This window comes from Serratia sp. TSA_105.2 (assembly GCF_052692115.1).
On record NZ_JBQZFT010000013.1, the window covers coordinates 29941 to 52770 of the forward strand.

14 protein-coding genes are annotated in these 22830 nt (G+C 62.4%); 11 read left to right on the forward strand and 3 right to left on the reverse strand.

Going from position 1 to position 22830, the window contains the following annotated elements; translation table 11 throughout:
* The first annotated feature begins 240 nt into the window (after nt 1-240).
* From ppk1 to ACUTSC_RS23040, 6 genes are all read left to right on the forward strand, one after another.
* A complete protein-coding gene (ppk1, locus tag ACUTSC_RS23015) occupies nt 241-2304 on the forward strand; it encodes a polyphosphate kinase 1 (protein WP_033648827.1) in 2064 nt (687 codons plus the stop codon).
* 10 nt (nt 2305-2314) lie between these two features.
* Nucleotides 2315-3865 carry an exopolyphosphatase gene (gene ppx, locus ACUTSC_RS23020; RefSeq protein ID WP_016926719.1) on the forward strand — a complete coding sequence of 517 codons (1551 nt, stop codon included), beginning with the start codon at nt 2315-2317 and terminating at the stop codon, nt 3863-3865.
* A 181-nt stretch (nt 3866-4046) separates the two neighbouring features.
* Complete coding sequence (locus ACUTSC_RS23025; RefSeq protein WP_004941600.1) at nt 4047-4229, forward strand: YfgG family protein; 183 nt, start codon at nt 4047-4049, stop codon at nt 4227-4229.
* 103 nt (nt 4230-4332) lie between these two features.
* A complete protein-coding gene (mgtE, locus tag ACUTSC_RS23030) occupies nt 4333-5766 on the forward strand; it encodes a magnesium transporter (protein WP_197768713.1) in 1434 nt (477 codons plus the stop codon).
* 185 nt (nt 5767-5951) lie between these two features.
* Entirely contained in the window at nt 5952-9278 is a 3327-nt protein-coding gene (locus tag ACUTSC_RS23035; protein WP_197773960.1) for a diguanylate cyclase, read from the forward strand.
* A 192-nt stretch (nt 9279-9470) separates the two neighbouring features.
* Nucleotides 9471-9824 (forward strand): DNA-binding protein, encoded by a 354-nt coding sequence (locus ACUTSC_RS23040; protein ID WP_197768715.1) that lies wholly within the window; start codon nt 9471-9473, stop codon nt 9822-9824.
* A 12-nt stretch (nt 9825-9836) separates the two neighbouring features.
* Here ACUTSC_RS23040 and alkA read toward each other — a convergent pair whose 3' ends face one another.
* Nucleotides 9837-11327 carry a DNA-3-methyladenine glycosylase 2 gene (alkA, locus tag ACUTSC_RS23045; protein ID WP_197768716.1) on the reverse strand — a complete coding sequence of 497 codons (1491 nt, stop codon included), beginning with the start codon at nt 11325-11327 and terminating at the stop codon, nt 9837-9839.
* A gap of 164 nt (nt 11328-11491) precedes the next feature.
* On the opposite strand from alkA, the gene yegD reads away from it, so the two are divergent.
* Complete coding sequence (gene yegD / locus ACUTSC_RS23050; protein ID WP_197768717.1) at nt 11492-12844, forward strand: molecular chaperone; 1353 nt, start codon at nt 11492-11494, stop codon at nt 12842-12844.
* Nucleotides 12845-12895: 51 nt separating this feature from the next.
* The gene (locus ACUTSC_RS23055; protein ID WP_197768718.1) at nt 12896-13462 is read left to right on the forward strand and encodes a GNAT family N-acetyltransferase; all 567 of its coding nucleotides are present in this window, start codon (nt 12896-12898) and stop codon (nt 13460-13462) included.
* Here ACUTSC_RS23055 and ACUTSC_RS23060 read toward each other — a convergent pair.
* Both ACUTSC_RS23060 and ACUTSC_RS23065 read right to left on the reverse strand, forming a co-directional pair.
* On the reverse strand, nt 13459-14076 hold the full coding sequence (locus tag ACUTSC_RS23060; protein WP_063990495.1) for a pyridoxamine 5'-phosphate oxidase family protein: 618 nt from the start codon (nt 14074-14076) through the stop codon (nt 13459-13461). The two genes, ACUTSC_RS23055 and ACUTSC_RS23060, sit on opposite strands and share 4 nt — an antisense overlap.
* A gap of 68 nt (nt 14077-14144) precedes the next feature.
* Nucleotides 14145-15098 (reverse strand): aldo/keto reductase, encoded by a 954-nt coding sequence (locus ACUTSC_RS23065; RefSeq protein WP_197768719.1) that lies wholly within the window; start codon nt 15096-15098, stop codon nt 14145-14147.
* Nucleotides 15099-15371: 273 nt separating this feature from the next.
* On the opposite strand from ACUTSC_RS23065, the gene ACUTSC_RS23070 reads away from it, so the two are divergent.
* From ACUTSC_RS23070 to mdtC, 3 genes are read left to right on the forward strand one after another with little or no spacing between them, the layout of a single operon-like run.
* Entirely contained in the window at nt 15372-16625 is a 1254-nt protein-coding gene (locus ACUTSC_RS23070) for an MdtA/MuxA family multidrug efflux RND transporter periplasmic adaptor subunit (protein ID WP_197768720.1), read from the forward strand.
* Nucleotides 16625-19744, forward strand: coding sequence for an MdtB/MuxB family multidrug efflux RND transporter permease subunit (locus ACUTSC_RS23075; RefSeq protein WP_197768721.1), 3120 nt, complete (start codon nt 16625-16627; stop codon nt 19742-19744). The genes ACUTSC_RS23070 and ACUTSC_RS23075 overlap by 1 nt, the downstream gene beginning before the upstream one ends.
* Nucleotides 19741-22821: a multidrug efflux RND transporter permease subunit MdtC gene (gene mdtC / locus ACUTSC_RS23080; protein WP_197768722.1), complete on the forward strand. Its 3081-nt coding sequence runs from the start codon at nt 19741-19743 to the stop codon at nt 22819-22821. Before ACUTSC_RS23075 ends, mdtC begins: the two co-directional genes overlap by 4 nt.
* Nucleotides 22822-22830 lie beyond the last annotated feature (9 nt).

The following is a 22830-nucleotide window of genomic DNA, read 5'->3' on the forward strand; positions in this document are numbered from 1 at the left end:
GAACGTAAACACGCTTGATATCTCCAAAAATGAGCCTCCTAATCGTCATTTCATGCTGCTCATTCCGCCCCCCTGCGCCCCGCCTCGGCGAAAATTTATTGCCGCCGAAAAACGCCGCGCGCCAACGCAATGGATATGTTGGACTTTCCTGTCAATCTCTCGCAATAATGATGAAGGACACTAGAGCGGCATCCGGGCGCTGCGTCCCGGATCCTATTCTAAATTTGAACTGGAGTGGCAATGGGTCAGGAAAAGCTCTACATCGAAAAAGAACTAAGCTGGTTATCCTTTAATGAACGCGTGTTGCAGGAAGCCGCAGATAAGAGCAATCCCCTGATTGAACGTATGCGTTTTCTGGGCATTTACTCCAACAACCTCGACGAGTTCTATAAAGTCCGCTTCGCCGATCTCAAACGGCGCATCCTGATCAGCGAAGAGCAAGGCTCCGCCGGCGCCTCGCGCCACCTGCTGAAAAAGATCCAGGCCAAGGTGCTGAAAACCGATCAGGAGTTCGACGGCCTGTACAACGATCTGCTGCTGGAAATGGCGCGCAATCAGATCTTCCTGATCAACGAACGCCAGGTGTCCGAGAACCAGCAAATCTGGCTGCGGCAATATTTCAAACAGCATCTGCGCCAGCACATCACGCCGATCCTGATCAACCACGACACCAACCTGGTGCAGTTCCTGAAAGACGATTACACCTATCTGGCGGTGGAGATCATTCGCGGCGCGCGCATCGACTATGCGCTGCTGGAGATCCCGTCCGACAAGGTGCCGCGCTTCGTCAATCTGCCGCCGGAAGCGCCGCGACGCCGTAAGCCGATGATCCTGCTGGATAACATTCTGCGCTACTGCCTGGACGATATCTTCAAGGGTTTCTTCGACTACGACGCGCTCAACGCCTACTCGATGAAAATGACCCGCGACGCGGAGTACGATCTGGTCACCGAAATGGAATCCAGCCTGCTGGAACTGATGTCCTCCAGCCTGAAACAGCGCCTGACCGCCGAGCCGGTGCGCTTCGTGTATCAGCGCGACATGCCGAATGAAATGGTGGAGCTGCTGCGCGGCAAGCTGGGCATTTCCAACTACGATTCGGTGATCGCCGGCGGCCGCTACCACAACTTCAAAGATTTCATCAGTTTCCCGAACGTCGGCAAGGCCAACCTGGTCAACAAGCCGCTGCCGCGCCTGCGTCACATCTGGTTCGACGGTTTCCGCAACGGCTTCGACGCCATTCGTGAAAAAGACGTACTGCTCTACTACCCGTACCACACCTTCGAGCACGTGCTGGAGCTGCTGCGCCAGGCGTCGTTCGATCCGAGCGTATTGGCTATCAAGATCAACATCTACCGGGTGGCGAAAGATTCGCGCATCATCGAATCGATGATCCACGCCGCGCACAACGGCAAAAAGGTCACGGTGGTGGTCGAGCTGCAGGCGCGCTTCGACGAAGAGGCCAACATTCACTGGGCGAAGCGCCTGACCGAGGCCGGCGTGCACGTGATCTTCTCGGCGCCGGGCCTGAAAATCCACGCCAAGCTGTTCCTGATTTCGCGCCGTGAAGGCGATGAAATTGTGCGCTATGCTCATATCGGTACCGGCAACTTTAACGAAAAAACCGCGCGCATCTACACCGACTATTCGCTGTTGACCGCCGACTCACGCATCACCAACGAGGTGCGCCGGGTATTCAACTTTATCGAGAACCCCTACCGGCCGGTCACCTTCGACAACCTGATGGTGTCGCCGCAGAACTCGCGCCTGAAGCTGTATGAGCTGATCGACAACGAAATCGCCAACGCCCAGGCCGGGGAACAGGCCGGCATTATGCTGAAAATAAATAATCTGGTGGATAAAGGGCTGGTAGATCGGTTATATACCGCGTCCGGCGCCGGCGTGAAGATCCGCCTGCTGGTGCGGGGCATGTGTTCCCTGATTCCCAACCTGCCGGGGATCAGCGACAATATTCAGGTGATCAGCATCGTCGATCGCTTTTTGGAACACGATCGGGTTTACGTTTTCGACAATAAAGGTGACAAACGGGTGTATCTGTCCTCCGCCGACTGGATGACCCGCAACATAGATTACCGTATCGAAGTGGCGGTATCGCTGCTGGATCCGGCGCTGAAACAGCGCGTTCTGGACATTCTGGAGATCCTGTTCAGCGATACGGTCAAGGCCCGTTATGTGGATAAAGAACTGAGCAACCAGTACGTGCCGCGTGGCAACCGCCGCAAAGTGCGTGCCCAGGTGGCTATTTACGAGTATTTAAAAGCTCTGGAACAACCAGGACAGTAGGCCAGCAACTATGCCGCTAAAAAACACTGCAACGAACAAACCGCAGGAAATCGCCGCCATCGACCTCGGGTCGAACAGTTTCCACATGGTGATCGCCCGCGTCGTCAACGGCGCCTTACAGGTATTGGGCCGTTTAAAACAGCGGGTGCATCTCGCCGACGGATTGGACAGCAACAACGTACTCAGTGAAGAGGCGATAGAGCGCGGCCTGGCTTGTCTGGCCCTGTTTGCCGAACGGCTGCAGGGCTTCCCGGCGGATAACGTCACCATCGTCGGGACGCACACCCTGCGTCAGGCGGTGAACGCCGAAGTGTTCCTCAAGCGCGCCGCCAAAGTGATCCCCTACCCGATCGAAATCATCGCCGGTCAGGAAGAAGCGCGTCTGATCTTCATGGGCGTGGAGCACACTCAGCCGGAGAAAGGCCGCAAGCTGGTGATCGACATCGGCGGCGGCTCTACCGAACTGGTGATCGGCGAAGACTTCGAGCCGCTGCTGGCGGAAAGCCGCCGCATGGGCTGCGTCAGCTTCGCCCAGCTGTTCTTCCCGGGCGGCGAGATCAGCAAAAACAACTTCCGCCGCGCGCGGCTGGCGGCGGCGCAGAAGCTGGAAACGCTGGCCTGGCAGTACCGCATTCAGGGCTGGCAGTATGCGCTGGGCGCTTCGGGCACCATCAAGGCCGCCCACGAAGTGCTGGTGGCGATGGGAGAAAAAGACGGCCTCATCACCCTGGATCGCCTGGAAATGCTCGCCGAACAGGTGCTGCAGTTCAAAAGCTTCGGCTCGCTGAGCCTGCCGGGGCTGTCGGAAGACCGCCAATCGGTGTTCGTGCCGGGGCTGGCTATTCTGTGCGGCGTGTTCGACGCGCTGGCGATCCGCGATCTGCGCCTGTCAGATGGCGCGCTGCGCGAAGGCGTGCTGTATGAAATGGAAGGCCGTTTCCGCCACCAGGACATCCGCAGCCGCACCGCCAAAAGCCTGGCCGATCACTACAACATCGACCGCGAACAGGCCAAGCGGGTGCTGGAAACCACCGAGCTGCTCTACTCGCAGTGGATGGCGCAAAACACCAAGCTGGTGCATCCACAGCTGGAGGCCCTGCTGAAATGGGCCGCCATGCTGCACGAGGTGGGGTTGAGCATCAACCACAGCGGCATGCACCGCCATTCGGCCTACATTCTGCAAAACTCCAACCTGCCTGGCTTCAACCAGGAACAGCAGCTGCTGCTGGCGGCACTGGTGCGTTTCCACCGCAAGGCGATCAAGCTCGAAGAGCTGCCGCGCCTCAACCTGTTCAAGAAGAAACACTACCTGCCGCTGATCCAGCTGCTGCGTCTGAGCACCCTGCTCAACAACCAGCGTCAGTCGACCACCACGCCGGAAACGCTGCGCCTGACCACCGACGACAATCACTGGACGCTGCGCTTCCCGGCCGGCTACCTGGCGCAGAACAACCTGGTGCAGCTCGATTTCGAACGCGAGCAGGCCTACTGGAACGACGTCGTCGGCTGGAAGCTGCTGATCGACGAAGAAGGCTCGCAAGACGAACAGCGCTCCGCCTGATCCCCCGCCCCCTGCCTGCCAGGGGGTTTTTCTTTCCGCCCTCGCCTCGTCAACCTAAACAAAACCCTAATGCGCCGTCCCGTACGCCGGAAAAAAATGGACAACTTTTGTCATCAGCGCCTAAAATCCGGTTACAAATTCTCGAGCGAATAACACAGGACACCGGCATACCGGGTGATATATGCGCAAGAAAACCACCGGACAGATGACGAAGATAGTGTTGTTTATCAGCTTTATCATTTTAGTCGGCCGACTGCTGTACGCCGCCGTGGTGGCGGTGCCTCATCATCAGGAAAAAAAGCAGGCCGCTGCGCAAAACGCCGCCGAAGTCAGCGCGCCGCAACAGGACGCCTCCTCTGAATAACCGCCGCGCCCCGTCCGTTTCATAAAAATGACTCCGGCACTCGCTATGCTCTATCTTTTAATGAGCCTGCGTCAGGAACGCCGAGCGCCCGTTAAGGAACACCATGTCAGCCGCAACCCATAACGTCAAAAAAGTCGCTGAACATCGCCAGCGCATTCTCACTCTGCTGTTGAACAATAAGGAATTGGTCGACGGCATTCTCGGCCGCCCGGGGGATGAAGGCGCCCTCAGCCAAAGCGAACTGCTGAACCAGACGGCAGAAATCACCGGCCTGTTGGACGACATGCACGCCGCCGACCTGGCGGACCTGCTGGAAGCGCTGCCGCAGGACGAACGTATGGCGCTGTGGCGGCTGGTGGGCAACAGCAAGCGCGGCCAGACGCTGGTGGAGGTCGCCGAGCCGGTCTGGGACAGCCTGATCGAGGAAATGAGCGACAAAGACCTGCTCAAGGCGATCAAAACGCTGGACGTCGACGAACAGGCCTACCTGGCGCAATACCTGCCGCGAAATCTGATGGGCCGGTTGCTGACCTCACTGGAGCCGGAGCAGCGCGCCCAGGTGCGCGAGATGAGCCAGTACGCCAAAGACAGCGTCGGCTGGATGATGGATTTCGAACTGGTGACGGTGCGACCGGACGTCACGCTCGGCGCGGTGCATCGCTTTTTGCGCATGCGTAAAACCATTCCCGACGCCACCGATAAACTGTTCGTCACCGACCGCAAAAACACCCTGCTGGGCGAGCTGCCGCTGACCGCAGTGCTGCTGAACGATCCGGAGATCCCGGTGCGTGACGTGATGGACAGCGATCCCGCCACCTTTCAGCCCGAAGACAAGGCCGATGAAGCGGCCGGCGCGTTTGAGCGTTACGACCTGATCAGCGCCCCGGTGGTTGACGCCAAGGGCAAACTGATGGGCCGCCTGACCATCGAAGAGATCGTCGACGCCGTCAACGAAGAGAGCGACACCAACCTGCGCCGCATGGGCGGTTTAAGCCCGGAAGAAGATGTGTTCGCCCCGGTCAGCAAGGCGGTCAAGACCCGCTGGGCCTGGCTGGCGATCAATCTCTGCACCGCGTTCGTCGCCTCGCGCGTGATCGGCCTGTTCGAACACACCATTTCCCAGCTGGTGGCGCTGGCGGCGCTGATGCCGATCGTCGCCGGCATCGGCGGCAACACCGGCAACCAGACCATCACCATGATCGTGCGCGCGCTGGCGCTGCACCAGATTGAAGTCGGCAACATCTCGCGCCTGATGCTCAGGGAGCTGGGGGTGGCCATCATCAACGGCGTGGTGTGGGGCGGCATCATGGGCGTGATCACCTGGCTGCTGTACGGCGACGCGGCAATGGGCGGGGTGATGACGCTGGCGATGCTGCTCAACCTGCTGCTGGCGGCGCTGATGGGCGTAGTGATCCCGATGACCATGCTCAAAGTGGGTCGCGATCCGGCGGTCGGCTCCAGCGTGCTCATCACCGCGCTGACCGATACCGGCGGCTTTTTCATCTTCCTCGGCCTCGCCACCCTGTTCCTGCTGTAATACGCCAAAAGCCGGCCCCGCGCCGGCTTTTTCGTCATTCTGTCGCCGGGCTTGCGTTAACGCAGTAAAGTCGGCCTTCCAGGTAGGTTTTCCTCTCACGCTGTACTACCCTTTGCCAATAAATCGTCTTAATTCATCCACGTCATGAATCCAATCACTGACAGAGGCCATCGGTAAGGGTGTCTATGGAGATCAGCGCGCCGAACACGTTCGGCACCCACAAAGGCGTCGTGCTGACGCATTCCCTGTTAGTGGCCCTGGCGACGTTTCTGCTCGCCTTACTGAGCCTGTCGCTGTCCAGCGAAGCCCGCCACTTCACGCCGCTGTGGTTCCCGACCGCCGCTGCGATCGCGGTATTGTACCGCCACGCCCCGCGCCACTGGGGCCTGCCGATGTTGGCCAGCGGCCTCGGCATCGTGCTCGCCAGCTTCTTGCTGTTCGGCGTCAGCGCCACTCCCGTCAAGCTGGCCGCCATCAACCTGCTGGAAGCGGCGGTTTGCGCCCTGCTGCTGCGCCGCATGCTACACCCTTACGATCCGTTGAATGATCTCGCCAGTTGGTTGCGTTTTGTGGTCTGCGCAGTGATTTTTACCCCGCTGTTCAGCGCGCTGCTGGCCGCCGGCCTGGTGCCCGCGCCAGACCAGCCTTTTTGGCAGCCGTTCGGTACCTGGTTCATTTCCGAAGCGATAGGGGTGCTGTCGCTGGCGCCGATCGGCCTCTCTTACAACCGTCGCACCCTGACGGCGCTGAATCCGTTTCCCTTGTTGCTGACGCTGATGGTTACGCTGGCTTTCAGCTTTATGGCGCTGACCTATCTGCCTTTTCCATTCACCTTCGTGATTTTGCCGCTGCTGTGGGCCGCCATCGCACTGCCCCGTTTTGAGGCATTCACCGTTTGCTTCTGCACCCTCTTGCTGATCACCGTGATGATTTCGCTGGGGTTGCTGCATTTTCAGGCTTCCGGCAAGCACCTTGGCGATCTCGGTCTGTACTTGCCGATGCTGCTGATTTTAATTCCGGCGCACGCAATGGCGGTGGTGATGCACGCCTTCCGGGTGGAGAAACAGCACATCGTCGAGAGCGAAAGCCGCTTTCGCAGCGCGCTGGAATATTCCGCCATCGGCATGGCGCTGGTGTCGCCACAGGGGAAGTGGCTACAGGTCAATCAGGCGCTGTGCACGCTGCTCGGCTATCCCCCTGAGGCGCTGCATAAGCTGACCTTTCAAGAAATTACGCATCCCGACGATCTCAACGCCGATCTCAGCCAGTTGCACGACCTGCTCGATGGCCACATCAGCAGCTACACCATGGAGAAACGCTATATTCGCAGCGACGGCCAGACCGTCTGGGCGCTGCTGGCGGTCTCGCTGGTGCGCGACGCCGAAGGGCTGCCGCTGTACTTCATTTCGCAGGTGGAGGACATCAGCGATTTGAAGCGCAGCCAGGCGGAAAACAACCGGCTGGTGGAGCGCATTACGCTGGCCAACCAGGTGGGCGGCGTCGGCATCTGGGAATGGGTGATGAGCCAGGAAAACTTCACCTGGGATCAGCGCATGTTCGAACTCTACGATCTCAATCCCGACCAAACGCCGACGCTGGCGCTGTGGCGCACGCTGTTGGTGCCGGAAGATCGCGACCGCACCGATCGCGAGCTGGCCGAGATTCTGGCGCAGCCAAGGCCGTTCGTCATGGAATTTCGCATCATCACGCGCGGCGGTAAATTGCGCCATATTCGCGGCCAGGGCAACGTGATCCTCGACGACCAGGGTCAGCCGCTGCGCATGATCGGCACCAATATCGACATGACCGAGCTCAAGATCCTCGCCGAGGCGCTGCACGAGGAGAAAGAGCGTTTGCACATCACCCTCGACGCCATCGGCGAAGGGGTGATCTCCACCGACAGCCACCTGCGCATCACCTTTATGAACCCGGTGGCCGAGCAGATGTGCGGCTGGCCGCTCGAGCTGGCGATCGGCATGCCGGTCGCCGGCGTGGTGCGCCTGACCAACGGCAAAGACGGCCCGGAAATCGAAAACCTCACGCAATACCCGCGGCAGTGGCCGGCGGATTACGCGCTGGTGCTGCACAGCCGCGACGGACGTTATTTCGACGTGCAGCAGTCGGTCTCACCGCTGAAAACCCTCGACGGCGAAACCATGGGCGCGGTGATGGTGCTGCAGGATGTCACCGCCTCGCGCGAACTGATGAAAAAGCTCAGCTACAGCGCCTCACACGACGCGCTGACCGGCCTGCCGAACCGTACCCGCTTTGAGAAGCAGCTGAAAGCGGCAATCGTCGCCGCCGGGGAACAGTCGCCGCCGCATTCGCTGGTGTTTCTCGATCTGGATCGGTTCAAGGCGGTGAACGACACCGCCGGCCACGCGGCGGGCGATGCCTTGCTGCGAGACATCGCCCAGCTGATGCGTCACCATCTGCGCAACAGCGACTGTCTGGCCCGGCTGGGTGGTGACGAGTTCGGCCTGATCCTGTTCGACTGCCGGCTGGAGCAGGCCAAATCGCTGATGCAACAGGTGGTCAACCAAATCAGCCAACACCCGTTCTACTGGGAAGGGAAAATTTACCGCGTCGGCGCCAGCGCCGGCATCACGCGCATCGGCGGCGACGCCAAAAGCAGCGAACTGCTGGCCCAGGCCGACATCGCCTGCTACACCGCCAAGCACCACGGGCGCGGCCAGGTGTATCTGTATGAGGCACGGCAAAAACAGCTGCTGGAGCGACAGCATGAATTACTGAGCCCACAGGAGGTACAGACGATCATCAGCGAGGGGCAGCTGCGGCTGTTGACCCGCGCGGCCGCGCCGCCGGCGACGCCGCTGTCGGCCGCTTTCCACCAGGTGAAACTGCAGGTGATGGCGCCGGACGATCGGCCGCTGCCGCACGAGGCGTTCATCGCCGCCGCGCAGCTGTATGGCCTGATGCCGGACATCGACCGGTGGACGGTGGCGCAGCTGCTGGTACGCTGCGCCGACGACATCAAACGCAAGGGGCTGTCGCTCGCGTTGCCGCTGGCCACCGACAGCCTGCTGAACACCGACTTCCAACGCGAGCTGACGGAAACGGTGCGCGCCTCCTCGCTGCCGCCGCGGGCACTGCTGTTCAGCGTCGATGAGGCCGTGGTGCTGGAACACGCCGCGCAGTGCCGGGCGTGTCTTCACGAACTGCAGCAGCTGGGCTGCCGGCTGATCGTCAATGGCTTCGGGCATAACATCAATGCCTTCGATGAGTTGGGCGATCAGAAAATAGACATCATTCGCGTCGATGAACGCTTTATCACCAACGTGCACTGCAACCAGATGGATGAATTGATGGTCTCGATGCTCAACGGCGCGGCGCACCGGATCAAGGCGCAGACGCTCGCCGGGCCGGCCCACCAGCCGGTGACGCTGCAGGCGCTGCGCGATATCGGCGTCGATCTGGCGGATGGCGATCAGGTAGCGCTGGAACAACCGCTGGCAGTGTTGCTCAGCGACGGCTACTTCGGCATTCGCTAACCCCTCCCCCTTACCAGCGCCGTCTCGCGGGCGGCGCCGCACTCCCGTTATTCACATTGTGTTAACCCATACGAGATTAGTGATATAAATAACACCTGAAGCTTAAACGATTAAGTAAGATGAAACTCCCATGCGAATATCAGCGTATACGTTGATTTTCCTCGACATGTGATGGCTCAGGGATAAGGGACTATGGAAAAGAAATGGTTTTCCGCCAGGGAACTGATGGGGAAAGCGGGGTTGCCTTCAACCCCGCAAGGGGTCAATTTGATGGCCCGACGCGAAGGCTGGCTCAGCCGCCGCCGCAGCGGCGTGCAGGGCAAAGCGCTGGAATACCATATCGACAGCCTGCCGTACGGCGCGCGCAGCCTGTCGGCCTTACGCGAGGCCGACCATCCGGACTACGACATCAAACGCCAGGATCCTATTCGGGTCTGGATCGAGTATTACTACCACCTGACGCCGGCCGAGCGGGAAAAGCTGCTGGCGTTCCTGATGCGCGAAGGCATGAGCCGCCTGCTGCAGCTGATCGACGCCCCCCGCTAGCCCGAATGCGCCTCACTCCTCCCCTTCCGGCGCCCAGCCGTCGTTGTGCCACAGATGCAGCGTGGCGTAAGAACGCCACGGGCGCCAACGTTCGGCGTAGCGTTCGATCTGGCGCGGCGTCATGCCGGGAAAACGCTGTTTGATCAGGTAGTCGCCGGCCAGGAACACATCCGGCCACGACCAGGCTCGCATCGCGATATAGCTGGCGGTCCAGTTGCCGATACCCGGCAGCGCGGTCAGCGCCTTGATGCCCTGTTCGATATCCAGCACGTTATCGAGCTGCAGCCGCCCTTCGCCCAGCGCCCGGGCGATCTCGATCAGCGCCGCCGCACGCTTCAGCTGCACCCCAAGCGGGCGCAGTGCTTCGGGCTGCAGCTGTGCCACCCGTTCTGCGGTGGGGAAAACATGGGTGATGCCCTCGTGCGGCGCCGCCAGCGGTTCTCCCCAACGTTCGGCCATTCGCCCGGCGAAGGTTGCCGCCATTTTCACGCTGACCAACTGGCCCAGCACCGCACGCGCCGCCTGCTCGAAGCTGTTCACGCAGCCCGGCAGGCGCAGCCCCGGCGCATCGGCCGCCAGCGAACCCAGCGCCTCATTGATGCGATCCGGCGCGGCGTCCAAATCGAACAGCAAGCGTACGCGGCGCAGCACCTCCGTCGTCACCAAACTGAGCGCCGGCGCGATCTCGACCCTGACCCGGTTGCGCGCTTCTTCCGGCTGCACGCTGAGCCAGCCGCAATACTCCGTACCGCCCTGGTTGACTGAGATCGAACGCAGATAGCGCCGGCCCTCGACCCGCTCGACGCCCTGCACGGCGCGGGCCTGCAAGAAGTTCAGCATGCGATCCCAGTCATAGGGCGGCCGATAGCCCAGGTGAAACACCAGGCCGCTGGCGGCGGCCCGTTCACCGCGCGCGCCGCCGCTGCGCAGCGCCGACGGAATCAGGCGATAGCGCGCCTTGAACAACTCGTTGAAACGGCGCAGGCTGCCGAAACCGGCGGCGAACGCCACCTCGCTGAGCGGCAGGTCGGTATCCGCCAGCAGGCGTTTGGCTTGCAGCAACCGGTGCGACTGCGCGTAATCGATCGGCGAAGCGCCAAACTGTTCGGCGAAGATGCGCCGCAGGTGGCGATCGGAAATGCCAAGCCGCGCCGCCAGCGCTTCGCAGCTGTGTTCGGACAGATAGCCCTGCTCGATGAGCTGCACCGCCACCTGCGCATAGCGGTTGCCCAGATCGATCAGCGCCAGGCCGGGCGCCAGTTCCGGCCGGCATTTAAGACAGGGGCGAAAGCCCGCCAGCTCGGCCGCCGCCGCGCTCGGATAAAAGGTGCAGTTTTCCAGCTTCGGCGTGCGGGCACTGCACACCGGGCGGCAATAAATGCCGGTGGAAGAGACGCCGACGAAAAAACGGCCGTCGAATTTGCGGTCACGCGCGCGCAGCGCGTCGTACAACGCTTGTTGTTGGGTATTCATGGCAACGCTCGGGTTCGGTTTTTTCTGCATTATGGGGCTCGGCTGGCGCGCTGACGTGCGGAATTCGGACATTAAGTTAAGCACGCCGCCGCCGCGCCCGCTAAATTTTTCGACACTCGCGCATTGGCGCATTGCCCGCCGGCCCCGTCTCGGGTAAAGTCGCCCCCCTTCATTGGCATGGGGACAAAAAAGAGATGTTTATTGGATTCGATTACGGGACAGCCAACTGTTCCGTTGCAGTGATGCGCGACCACGGCCCCGAGCTGTTGACGCTGGAAAACAACGCGCCGTATCTGCCTTCGATGCTGTGCGCGCCGACCCGCGAAGCGGTGAGCGAATGCCTGCACCGCCATTGGCAGGTGCCGACCGGCAGCGAAGAAAACCAGCAGTTGCTGCGCCGCGCTATCAGTTACAACCGCGAAGAAGACATTCCGGTCAACGGCGACAGCGTGCTGTTCGGCCTGCAGGCGCTGGCGCACTACATGGAGGATCCGGAAGAGGTGTACTTCGTGCGCTCGCCGAAATCCTTCCTCGGCGCCAACGGCCTGAAGCCGCAGCAGATCGCCCTGTTCGAAGACCTGGTGTGCGCCATGATGTTCCACATCAAACGCCAGGCGGAAAACGTGCTGCAGACCGGTATCGAGCAGGCGGTGATCGGCCGGCCGATCAACTTCCAGGGCATCGGCGGCGAAGAGGCCAACCGGCAGGCGCAGGGCATTTTGCAGCGCGCCGCCGAACGCGCCGGTTTCAAAGCCATTGAATTCCAGTTCGAGCCGGTGGCGGCAGGGCTGGACTTCGAGGCGACGCTGAGCGAAGAGCAAACCGTGCTGGTGGTAGACATCGGCGGCGGCACCACCGACTGCTCGCTACTGCTGATGGGGCCGCAGTGGCGCGATCGCGCCGATCGCCAGCAGAGCCTGCTGGGCCACAGCGGCTGCCGGGTCGGCGGTAACGATCTGGACATCATGCTGGCCTTCAAACAGCTGATGCCGCTGTTCGGCCTGGGCGGTGAAACTGCGAAAGGTATCGCCCTGCCGGCGCTGCCTTACTGGAACGCGGTGGCGACCAACGACGTGCCGGCGCAAAACGACTTCTACAGCGCCGCCAACGGCCGCGTGCTGCGCGATCTGATCCTCGACGCGGCGGAGCCGGAAAAGGTCAAGCGCCTGCTGAAAGTGTATCAGCAGCGCCTGAGCTACCGACTGGTGCGTGCGGCCGAAGAGAGTAAGATAGCCCTGTCCGGCCAAACCGCCATCAGCGCGCCGCTTAATTTCGTGCAGGCCGATCTGGCGGAGAGCATCAGCCAGGCTCAGCTCGCCGACGCCATCTCGCAGCCGTTGATGCGCATTCAGGAGCAGGTCAGCGCCGCGCTGGCCAGCAGCCAGACCGCGCCGCAGGTGATCTACCTGACCGGCGGCAGCGCGCGTTCGCCGCTGCTGCGCGCCGCGCTGCAACAGCAGCTGCCGGGCATTCCGATCGTCGGCGGCAACGACTTCGGCTCGGTCACCGCCGGGCTGGCGCGCTGGGCGCAAACGCTGTTCCGTTGACGGCCCAAGGGCGCGGCAAGCCGCGCCCTTGTTCATTGGAGGCTATGCATCATGTCAACCATCCTTACCCTCGACAGCGCCAGGCTGCGGTTGCGCCCCTGGCGCGACGACGATCTGCCGGCCTTCGCCGCGCTTAACGCCGATCCGCAGGTGATGCGCTATTTCCCGGCGACGATGACGGCCGAGGAAAGCCGCACGCAGGCCGGACGCATCCGCGCCTTCATGCAGCAACATGGCTGGGGGCTATGGGCGGTGGAAGTGAAAAACGGTGCGCCCTTTATCGGCTTTGTCGGGCTGGCGCGGCCGGGCGACGATCTGCCTTGCTCCCCCTGCGTGGAGATTGGCTGGCGGCTGGCGGCGGCCCACTGGGGCAACGGCTACGCCGCTGAAGCGGCGCGCGCGGCGCTGGCGTGCGCCTTCGACACGCTGCACTTGCCGGACGTGGTGTCCTTCACCGCCGAAGAGAATCAGCCGTCGCGCCGGGTGATGACGCGCATCGGCATGCAGTTTGACGGCGAAACCTTCCTGCACCCGCGCCTGCCGGCGGGCCATCCGCTGCAAAAGCACGTCTTGTACCGGCTGAACCGACAAAGGTGGCGTGAACGCCACGGCGATTAATACAGCGTATCCTTCAGTCGCTGCGGCAGCGCGCTGTCGTACTCCTCACCGTCGAAGCGCGTTTGGCTCACCGCGGCCAAAATATGGCCGGGGCTGGGCAGCGCCGAACGTTCGAGGCGGCTGCCCTCTTCCCAGAGTCCCGAACGCAAGATCGCCCGGCTGCACTGGAAGAACACCGCCTCCACCCGAATGCGCAGCACCGAACGCGGCAGCTGATTGCGGTGGGCGAAGCGCTGAAGCACCGCCGGCGCCACCACGATATCCGCCCGCCCGTTAATCCGCAGCGTTTCGCCGATGCCGGGGATCAGCAGCAATAGCGCCACCCGGTTGTCGTGCAGGATATTGCGCAGGCTGTCGATGCGGTTATTGCCGCGCCGGTCTGGCAGCAGCAGGGTTTTCTCGTCTTCGATATGGATAAAACCGGCCGGATCGCCGCGCGGGGAGACATCCATGCCGTCCGGCCCGACCGTCGAGAGGGCGGCAAACGGCGCCGCCTCGATAAACGGGCGGTACGCCGGGTGGATATAGCTGACTTCTTTAAAAACCGAGGGCGCGGCGGGTTTGCCGTAAAGCTGTTCCAGCGTCGCGAGGTCGTTGATGATATCACCAGACATTGCGGTTTCCTGAATGGGCCATGTTGACCCCTTCAGCATAGAGCAAAATCGCCGCCGGGTAACGCGCCCTACTCGGCGCTGGCGTGGTCCAGCGCCTGAATGTCGTCCGCATCCAGCGTCAGGCGGGTGGCGCTGACCAACTCATCCAGCTGCGGCAACGAGGTAGCGCTGACGATCGGCGCGGTGATGCTCGGGCGCGCAATCAGCCAGGCCAGCGAGACCTGCGCCGGGGAGGTGCCGTGCTTGCCGGCCACCTGATCCAGCGCCGCCAGAATGCGGAAACCGCGCGGGTTAAGGTAGCGTTCGACGATGCGATCGCCGCGCTGGCTTTTGCCCTCGTCCGCTTTGCTGCGGTATTTGCCGGTCAGGAAGCCGCTGGCCAGCGCGAAGAAGTTGATCACCCCGAGCCCGTGGCGCTGCGCCACGCCTTCCAACTCGGCTTCATAGCCTTCACGCGCATACAGATTGTATTCCGGCTGCAGGGTTTCGTAACGCGCCAGCCCGTTGCTTTCGCTCACCCGCAGCGCCTCTTCCAGACGGTCCGCCTGATAGTTGGAGGCGCCGATCGCCCGCACCTTGCCGGCCTTAATCAGCGCATCGAACGCCGCCAGCGTCTCTTCCAACGGCGTATCGCGGTCATCGTCGTGCGACTGATAGAGGTCGATGTGGTCGGTTTGCAGGCGGCGCAGCGAGTCCTCCACCGCCTGCTGAATATAGCGCGGCGACAGCCCCTGTTTGCCTTCGCCCATCGGTTTGCCCACCTTGGTGGCGATGATCACCTGGTCGCGCTTGCCGCTCTTCTTGAGCCATTCGCCGATGACGGTTTCCGATTCGCCGCCCCGGTTGCCCGGCACCCAGCTGGAATAAACGTCGGCGGTATCGATAAAGTTAAGTTGATTGTCCACCAGCGCATCCAGCAGGCTGAAAGAGGTCGTTTGATCCGCCGTCCAGCCGAACACGTTGCCGCCGAAGGTTAACGCCGGCACCTGAATGCCCGAACGGCCCAGTTGTTTTTTGCTCATTGATAGAGGCTCCATGGGTTAAATAATTCGCTCGTTAATTATTAGCGCCAAATACAGGAAATCGTTAAAACGTATTGGCTATAAGCCGGAATAAATCACTTATAAACATAGCACGCTCAAATCACCCACTTATTAAGACAATGCTGACGGTTCCTCCATATTTCCTTCATTTTTATGCCGTCTTCGCTGGCTAAACTAGTATCCTGTAAGGAGTGTCATTTTTGTGGCAATGAGTGCCCGCGCCCCTGCCTTTTGGAGAGAATTTTCACCACCATGAATGCAAAACCCCAACGTCGTTCCCTGCTGCTGCGCCTGCTGGTTGCGGCGATTGCGATCATCGTCGCCGTTCTGGCCTGGCGCCATTTCAGCGCCGCCCAACCGACCGCCGGGACGACGCCGGGTGCGCACCAGGCCGCCGGTAAAACGGGAGCCGGCCGCGCGGCGGGCGGCAGACGCGGCGCGCCGATGTCGCCGGTGCAGGTGGCGATCGCCACCCGCCAGACGGTGCCGCGCTATCTTTCCGGCTTGGGCACCGCCACCGCCGCCAATACCGTGACCGTCACCAGCCGGGTCGATGGCCAGCTGATGGCGATCCACTTTACCGAAGGCCAGCAGGTCAAAGCCGGCGATCTGCTGGCGGAAATCGATCCCCGGCCGTTCCAGGTTCAGTTGACCCAGGCTCAGGGGCAGTTGGCAAAAGATCAGGCCACGCTGGCCAACGCCCGACGCGATCTGGCGCGCTATCAGCAGCTGGTGAAAACCAATCTGGTTTCCCGCCAGGAGCTGGATACGCAGGCCTCGCTGGTGCAGCAGACCGAAGGCGCGATCAAGGCCGATCAGGGCGCGGTCGACAGCGCCAAACTGCAGATCACCTACAGCCGCATCACTGCGCCAATCGACGGCCGCGTCGGCCTGAAACTGGTCGACGTCGGCAACTATGTCACCAGCGGCAGCACCACCGGTCTGGTGGTGATCACGCAGACGCACCCGATCGACGTGGTGTTCACGCTGCCCGAAGGCAACATCGCCGATCTGCTCAAGGCGCAAAAAGCCGGGCCGGTGAGCGTCGAAGCCTGGGACCGCACCAACCAGAACAAGCTGACGACCGGTTCGCTGCTGAGCCTGGACAACCAAATTGATACCACCACCGGCACCATCAAGCTGAAAGCGCGCTTCACCAACGAAGATGACGCACTGTTCCCCAACCAGTTCGTCAACGCGCGGTTGCAGGTGGATACCCTGCACGATGCGGTGGTGATCCCGACCGCCGCGCTGCAGATGGGCAACGAGGGTAACTTCGTCTGGACGCTCGGTGAAGACAACAAGGTCAGCAAACATCGGGTCACCGCCGGCGTGCAGGACAGCCGGCAGGTGGTGATCAGCGCCGGCCTCAACGCCGGCGATCGGGTGGTGACCGACGGCATCGATCGCCTGACCGAAGGCATGCAGGTGGAAGTGCTCGCGCCGAGCGAAGCGCCGGCGGCGGCCAACGCCAAGCGCGAACCTGACGTTCAGAGGAAGTCCTGATGCAGGTGATGCCTCCCAACGCCGGCGGCGGTCCGTCCCGCCTGTTTATTCTGCGTCCGGTCGCCACCACGCTGCTGATGGTGGCGATATTGCTGGCGGGGATTATCGGCTACCGCGCGCTGCCGGTGTCCGCCCTGCCGGAGGTGGATTACCCCACCATCCAGGTGGTGACGCTGTACCCCGGCGCCAGCCCGGACGTGGTGACCTCCGCCATTACCGCGCCGCTGGAGCGCCAGTTCGGCCAGATGTCCGGCCTGAAACAAATGGCGTCGCAAAGCTCCGGCGGTGCCTCGGTGGTCACCCTGCAGTTCCAGCTGGCGCTGCCGCTCGACGTTGCGGAGCAGGAAGTGCAGGCGGCGATCAACTCCGCCACCAACCTGCTGCCGACCGATCTGCCCTACCCGCCGATCTACAGCAAGGTTAACCCCGCCGATCCGCCCATCCTGACGCTGGCCGTGACCTCCACCGCCATGCCGATGACGCAGGTGGAAGACATGGTGGAAACCCGCGTGGCGCAAAAAATTTCTCAGGTGACCGGCGTCGGCCTGGTGACGCTGGCCGGCGGCCAACGCCCGGCGGTGCGCGTAAAATTGAACGCCGCGGCGGTCGCCGCCTATGGCCTGAACAGTGAAACCATCCGCGCCGCCATCAGCAACGCCAACGTCAACTCGGCGAAAGGCAGCCTTGACGGCCCGACCCGATCGGTCACCCTGTCCGCCAACGACCAAATGAAGTCTGCCGACGACTATCGCCAGCTGATCGTCGCCTATCAGAACGGCGCGGCGATCCGCCTGCAGGATATCGCCACCATCGAACAAGGGGCGGAAAACACCCGGCTGGCGGCCTGGGCCAACAAGCAACAGGCGATCGTGCTGAACATCCAACGCCAGCCTGGCGTCAACGTCATCACCACCGCCGACAGCATCCGCGAAATGCTGCCGACGCTGATTAAAAGCCTGCCCAAGTCGGTCGACGTCAAGGTGTTGACCGATCGCACCACCACCATCCGCGCCTCGGTCAGCGACGTGCAGTTCGAGCTGCTGCTGGCGATCGCGCTGGTGGTGATGGTGATCTACGTGTTCCTGCGCAACGTGCCGGCGACCCTCATTCCCAGCGTGGCGGTGCCGCTGTCGCTGGTCGGCACCTTCGCCGCCATGTACTTCCTCGGCTTCTCCATCAACAACCTGACGCTGATGGCGCTGACCATCGCCACCGGCTTCGTGGTGGACGACGCCATCGTGGTGATCGAGAACATCTCGCGCTATATCGAGAAAGGGGAAAAACCGCTCGACGCCGCGCTGAAAGGCGCCGGCGAGATCGGCTTCACCATCATCTCGCTGACCTTCTCGCTGGTGGCGGTGCTGATCCCGCTGTTGTTCATGGGCGACATCGTCGGCCGCCTGTTCCGCGAGTTCGCCGTCACGCTGGCGGTGGCGATATTGATCTCCGCCGTGGTGTCGCTGACGCTGACGCCGATGATGTGCGCACGCATGCTCAGCCACGAATCGCTGCGCAAGCAGAACCGTTTTTCCGCCGCCTCCGAACGCTTTTTCGACCGGGTGATCGCGCAATACGGCAAGTGGTTGAAAACGGTGCTTAACCATCCCTGGCTGACGCTCGGCGTGGCCGTGGGCACCCTGGCGCTGACGGTATTGCTGTACCTGCTGATCCCGAAAGGTTTCTTCCCGGTGCAGGACAACGGCATCATTCAGGGCACGCTGGAGGCGCCGCAGAGCGTCTCATTCAGCAATATGGCCGAGCGCCAGCAGCAGGTCGCGGCGCAGATCCTCAAAGATCCGGCGGTGGAGAGCCTGACGTCGTTCGTCGGCGTCGACGGCAGCAACGCCACGCTTAACAGCGGCCGGCTGCAGATCAACCTGAAGCCGCTGAGCGAACGCAGCGACCGCATTCCGGCGATCATCAACCGCCTGCAGCAGCAAACGGCGCAGTTCCCCGGCGTGAAGCTGTATCTGCAGCCGGTGCAGGATCTGACCATCGATACCCAGGTCAGCCGCACCCAGTACCAGTTCACCCTGCAGGCGATGTCGCTGGACGATCTCAGCCTATGGGTGCCGCAGCTGATGGATGAGCTGAAGCAAACCCCGCAGTTGGCGGACGTCACCAGCGACTGGCAGGATCAGGGGCTGGTGGCCTACGTCAACGTCGATCGCGATTCGGCCTCTCGCCTCGGCGTCACCATGAGCGACGTGGACAATGCGCTGTACAACGCGTTCGGCCAGCGCCTGATCTCCACCATCTACACCCAGGCCAACCAATACCGCGTGGTGCTGGAGCACGACGTCAGTGCGACGCCGGGGCTGGCGGCGCTCAATGAGATCCGTCTGAGCGGCAACGACGGCGCCGTGGTGCCGCTGAGCGCCATCGCCAAAATCGAAGAGCGCTTCGGCCCGCTGTCGGTCAACCATCTCGACCAGTTCCCGTCGGCCACCGTTTCGTTCAACGTCGCCGACGGCTACTCGCTCGGCGAGGCGGTGGACGCGGTCACCCAGGCAGAAAAAAATCTCAACATGCCAAGGGACATCACCACCCAATTCCAGGGGGCGACCCTGGCCTTCCAGGCGGCGCTCGGCAGCACGCTGTGGCTGATTTTGGCGGCGGTGGTGGCGATGTACATCGTGCTGGGCGTGCTGTATGAAAGCTTCATTCACCCGGTCACCATCCTCTCTACCCTGCCGACCGCCGGGGTCGGCGCGCTGCTCGCGCTCATGATGGCCGGCAGCGAGCTGGACGTGATCGCCATCATCGGCATCATCCTGCTGATCGGTATTGTGAAGAAGAACGCCATCATGATGATCGACTTCGCGCTGGCGGCGGAACGCGAGCAGGGTTTATCGCCGCGCGACGCCATCTATCAGGCCTGCCTGCTGCGTTTTAGGCCGATCCTGATGACCACGCTGGCGGCCTTGCTCGGCGCGCTGCCGCTGATGCTGAGCACCGGCGTCGGCGCGGAGCTGCGGCATCCGCTTGGCGTCTGTATGGTCGGCGGTTTGATCATGAGCCAGATCCTGACGCTGTTCACCACGCCGGTGATCTACCTGCTGTTTGACAAACTGGCGCGCAACACGCATCGTCAGCCGGATACGCAGGAGCTGCCGTGAAATTCTTCGCCCTGTTCATTCACCGGCCGGTGGCCACCACCCTGCTGACGCTGGCCATCGCCATCAGCGGCGCGATCGGCTTTCGCCTGCTGCCGGTGTCGCCGCTGCCGCAGGTGGACTTTCCGGTGATTTCGATCAGCGCGTCGCTGCCGGGCGCCTCGCCGGAAACCATGGCGTCCTCGGTGGCGACGCCGCTGGAGCGCGCGCTGGGCCGCATCGCCGGGGTTAACGAAATGACCTCGATGAGTTCGCTCGGCAGTACCCGGGTCATTTTGCAGTTCGATCTCGATCGCGACATCAACGGCGCCGCGCGCGACGTACAGGCGGCGATCAACGCCGCGCAAAGCCTGCTGCCGACCGGCATGCCGAGCCGCCCCAGCTACCGCAAGGTCAACCCTTCCGACGCGCCGATCATGATCCTGACGCTGACCTCGGACACCTACAGCCAGGGGCAGCTTTACGATTTCGCCTCCACCCAGTTGGCGCAGAAAATCAGCCAGACCGAGGGCGTCGGCGACGTTTCCGTGGGCGGCAGCTCGCTGCCGGCGGTGCGGGTGGAGCTGAACCCTTCGGCGCTGTTCAATCAGGGCGTGTCGCTGGACACCGTTCGGCAGGCCATCGCCAACGCCAACGTGCGCCGCCCGCAGGGCGCCGTGGAAAACCCGCAGCAGCGCTGGCAGATCCAGGCCAACGATGCGCTGAAAACCGCCGATGCTTACCGTCCGCTGATCATTCATTACAACAACGGCTCGGCAGTGCGTTTAGCCGACGTGGCCGAGGTCAAAGACTCGGTGCAAGACGTGCGCAACGCCGGGATGACCGACGCCAAACCGGCGATCATTCTGGCCATCAGCCGTGCGCCGGACGCCAACATCATCGAAACCGTCGATCGCATTCGCGCCGAGCTTCCCGCCCTGCAGGAGAATATCCCGGCCTCGATAAAACTCAACGTCGCGCAGGATCGTTCGCCGACCATTCGCGCGTCGCTGGCCGAGGTCGAACAGTCGCTGGCGATCGCCATCGGGTTGGTGATCCTGGTGGTGTTCATCTTCCTGCGCTCCGGGCGCGCCACGCTGATCCCGGCGGTCGCCGTGCCGGTGTCGCTGATCGGCTCGTTCGCCGCCATGTATCTATGCGGGTTCAGCCTCAACAACCTGTCGCTGATGGCGCTGACCATCGCCACCGGCTTTGTGGTGGACGACGCCATCGTGGTGTTGGAAAACATTTCCCGCCACGTCGAGGCCGGCATGAAACCGATCAACGCCGCGCTGCTGGGCGCGCGGGAAGTCGGCTTCACCGTGCTGTCGATGAGCGTTTCGCTGGTGGCGGTGTTTATCCCGCTGCTGCTGATGGAAGGCCTGCCCGGCCGGCTATTCCGCGAGTTCGCCGTCACCTTGTCGGTATCGATCGGGCTGTCGCTCATCGTCTCGCTGACGCTCACGCCGATGATGTGCGCCTACCTGCTGCGCCACCAGCCGCTGCGTTCGCAGCGGCGCGCGCGCGGCTTCGGCAAAATGCTGCTGGCGCTGCAGCAGGGCTACGGACGCTCGCTGAACTGGGTGCTCGGCCACTCGCGCTGGGTGCTGGCGGTGTTCCTCGCCACCCTTGCGCTCAACGTCTGGCTGTATATCAGCATCCCGAAAACCTTCTTCCCGGAACAGGATACCGGGCGCCTGATGGGCTTTATCCAGGCCGACCAAAGCATCTCGTTCCAGGCGATGCGCGGCAAACTGGAAGACTTCATGAAAATCGTGCGCGAAGATCCGGACGTGGAAAACGTCACCGGTTTTACCGGCGGCTCGCGCACCAACAGCGGTTCGATGTTCATCTCACTGAAACCTCTGTCGGTACGCAGCGACGACGCGCAGAAAGTGATCGCCCGCCTGCGCGCTCGCCTGGCCAAAGAACCGGGCGCCAGCCTGTTTCTGATGGCGGTGCAGGATATCCGCGTCGGCGGCCGGCAGGCCAACGCCAGCTACCAATATACGCTGCTGGCGGACGATCTCGCCGCACTGCGCGAATGGGAGCCGAAGATCCGCACCGCGCTGGCCGCATTGCCCGAGCTGGCGGACGTCAACTCGGATCAGCAGGATAAAGGTTCGGAGATGGATCTGGTCTACGATCGTGAAACCATGGCGCGCCTTGGCATTTCGGTGTCCGACGCCAACAACCTGCTGAACAACGCCTTCGGCCAGCGGCAGATTTCGACCATCTATCAACCGCTCAACCAATACAAGGTGGTGATGGAAGTGGCGCCGCCCTACACCCAGGACGTGAGTTCGCTGGACAAAATGTTCATCATCAACAACGAAGGCAAGGCGATACCGCTCTCCTACTTCGCCAGTTGGCGGCCGGCCAACGCGCCGCTGTCGGTCAACCATCAGGGGCTGTCCGCCGCCTCGACCATCTCCTTTAACCTGCCGGACGGCGGCAGCCTGTCGGACGCCACTGCCGCGGTAGAGCGCACCATGACTCAGCTCGGCGTGCCGTCCACGGTACGCGGCGCGTTCGCCGGCACCGCCCAGGTGTTCCAGGACACCCTGAAGTCGCAGCTGATTCTGATCCTGGCGGCGATCGCCACGGTGTACATCGTGCTCGGCGTGCTGTATGAGAGCTATATCCATCCGCTGACCATCCTTTCCACGCTGCCTTCCGCCGGCGTGGGGGCGCTGCTGGCGCTCGAGCTGTTCGGCGCGCCGTTCAGCCTGATCGCGCTGATAGGCATCATGCTGTTGATCGGCATCGTAAAGAAAAACGCCATCATGATGGTCGACTTCGCGCTCGAGGCGCAGCGCAACGGCGGCATCAGCGCCCGCGAGGCAATTTTCCAGGCCAGCCTGCTGCGTTTCCGGCCGATCATGATGACCACGCTGGCAGCGCTGTTCGGCGCGCTGCCGCTGGTGCTGACCAGCGGCGACGGCGCGGAGCTACGCCAGCCGCTCGGCATCACCATCGCCGGCGGCCTGGTGATGAGCCAGCTGCTGACGCTGTACACCACGCCGGTGGTCTATCTTTACTTCGACCGGCTGCAGGCGAAGTTCCGCCGCAACAAGCAACTGGCCCCGCTGCCACACTAATGGCCGACC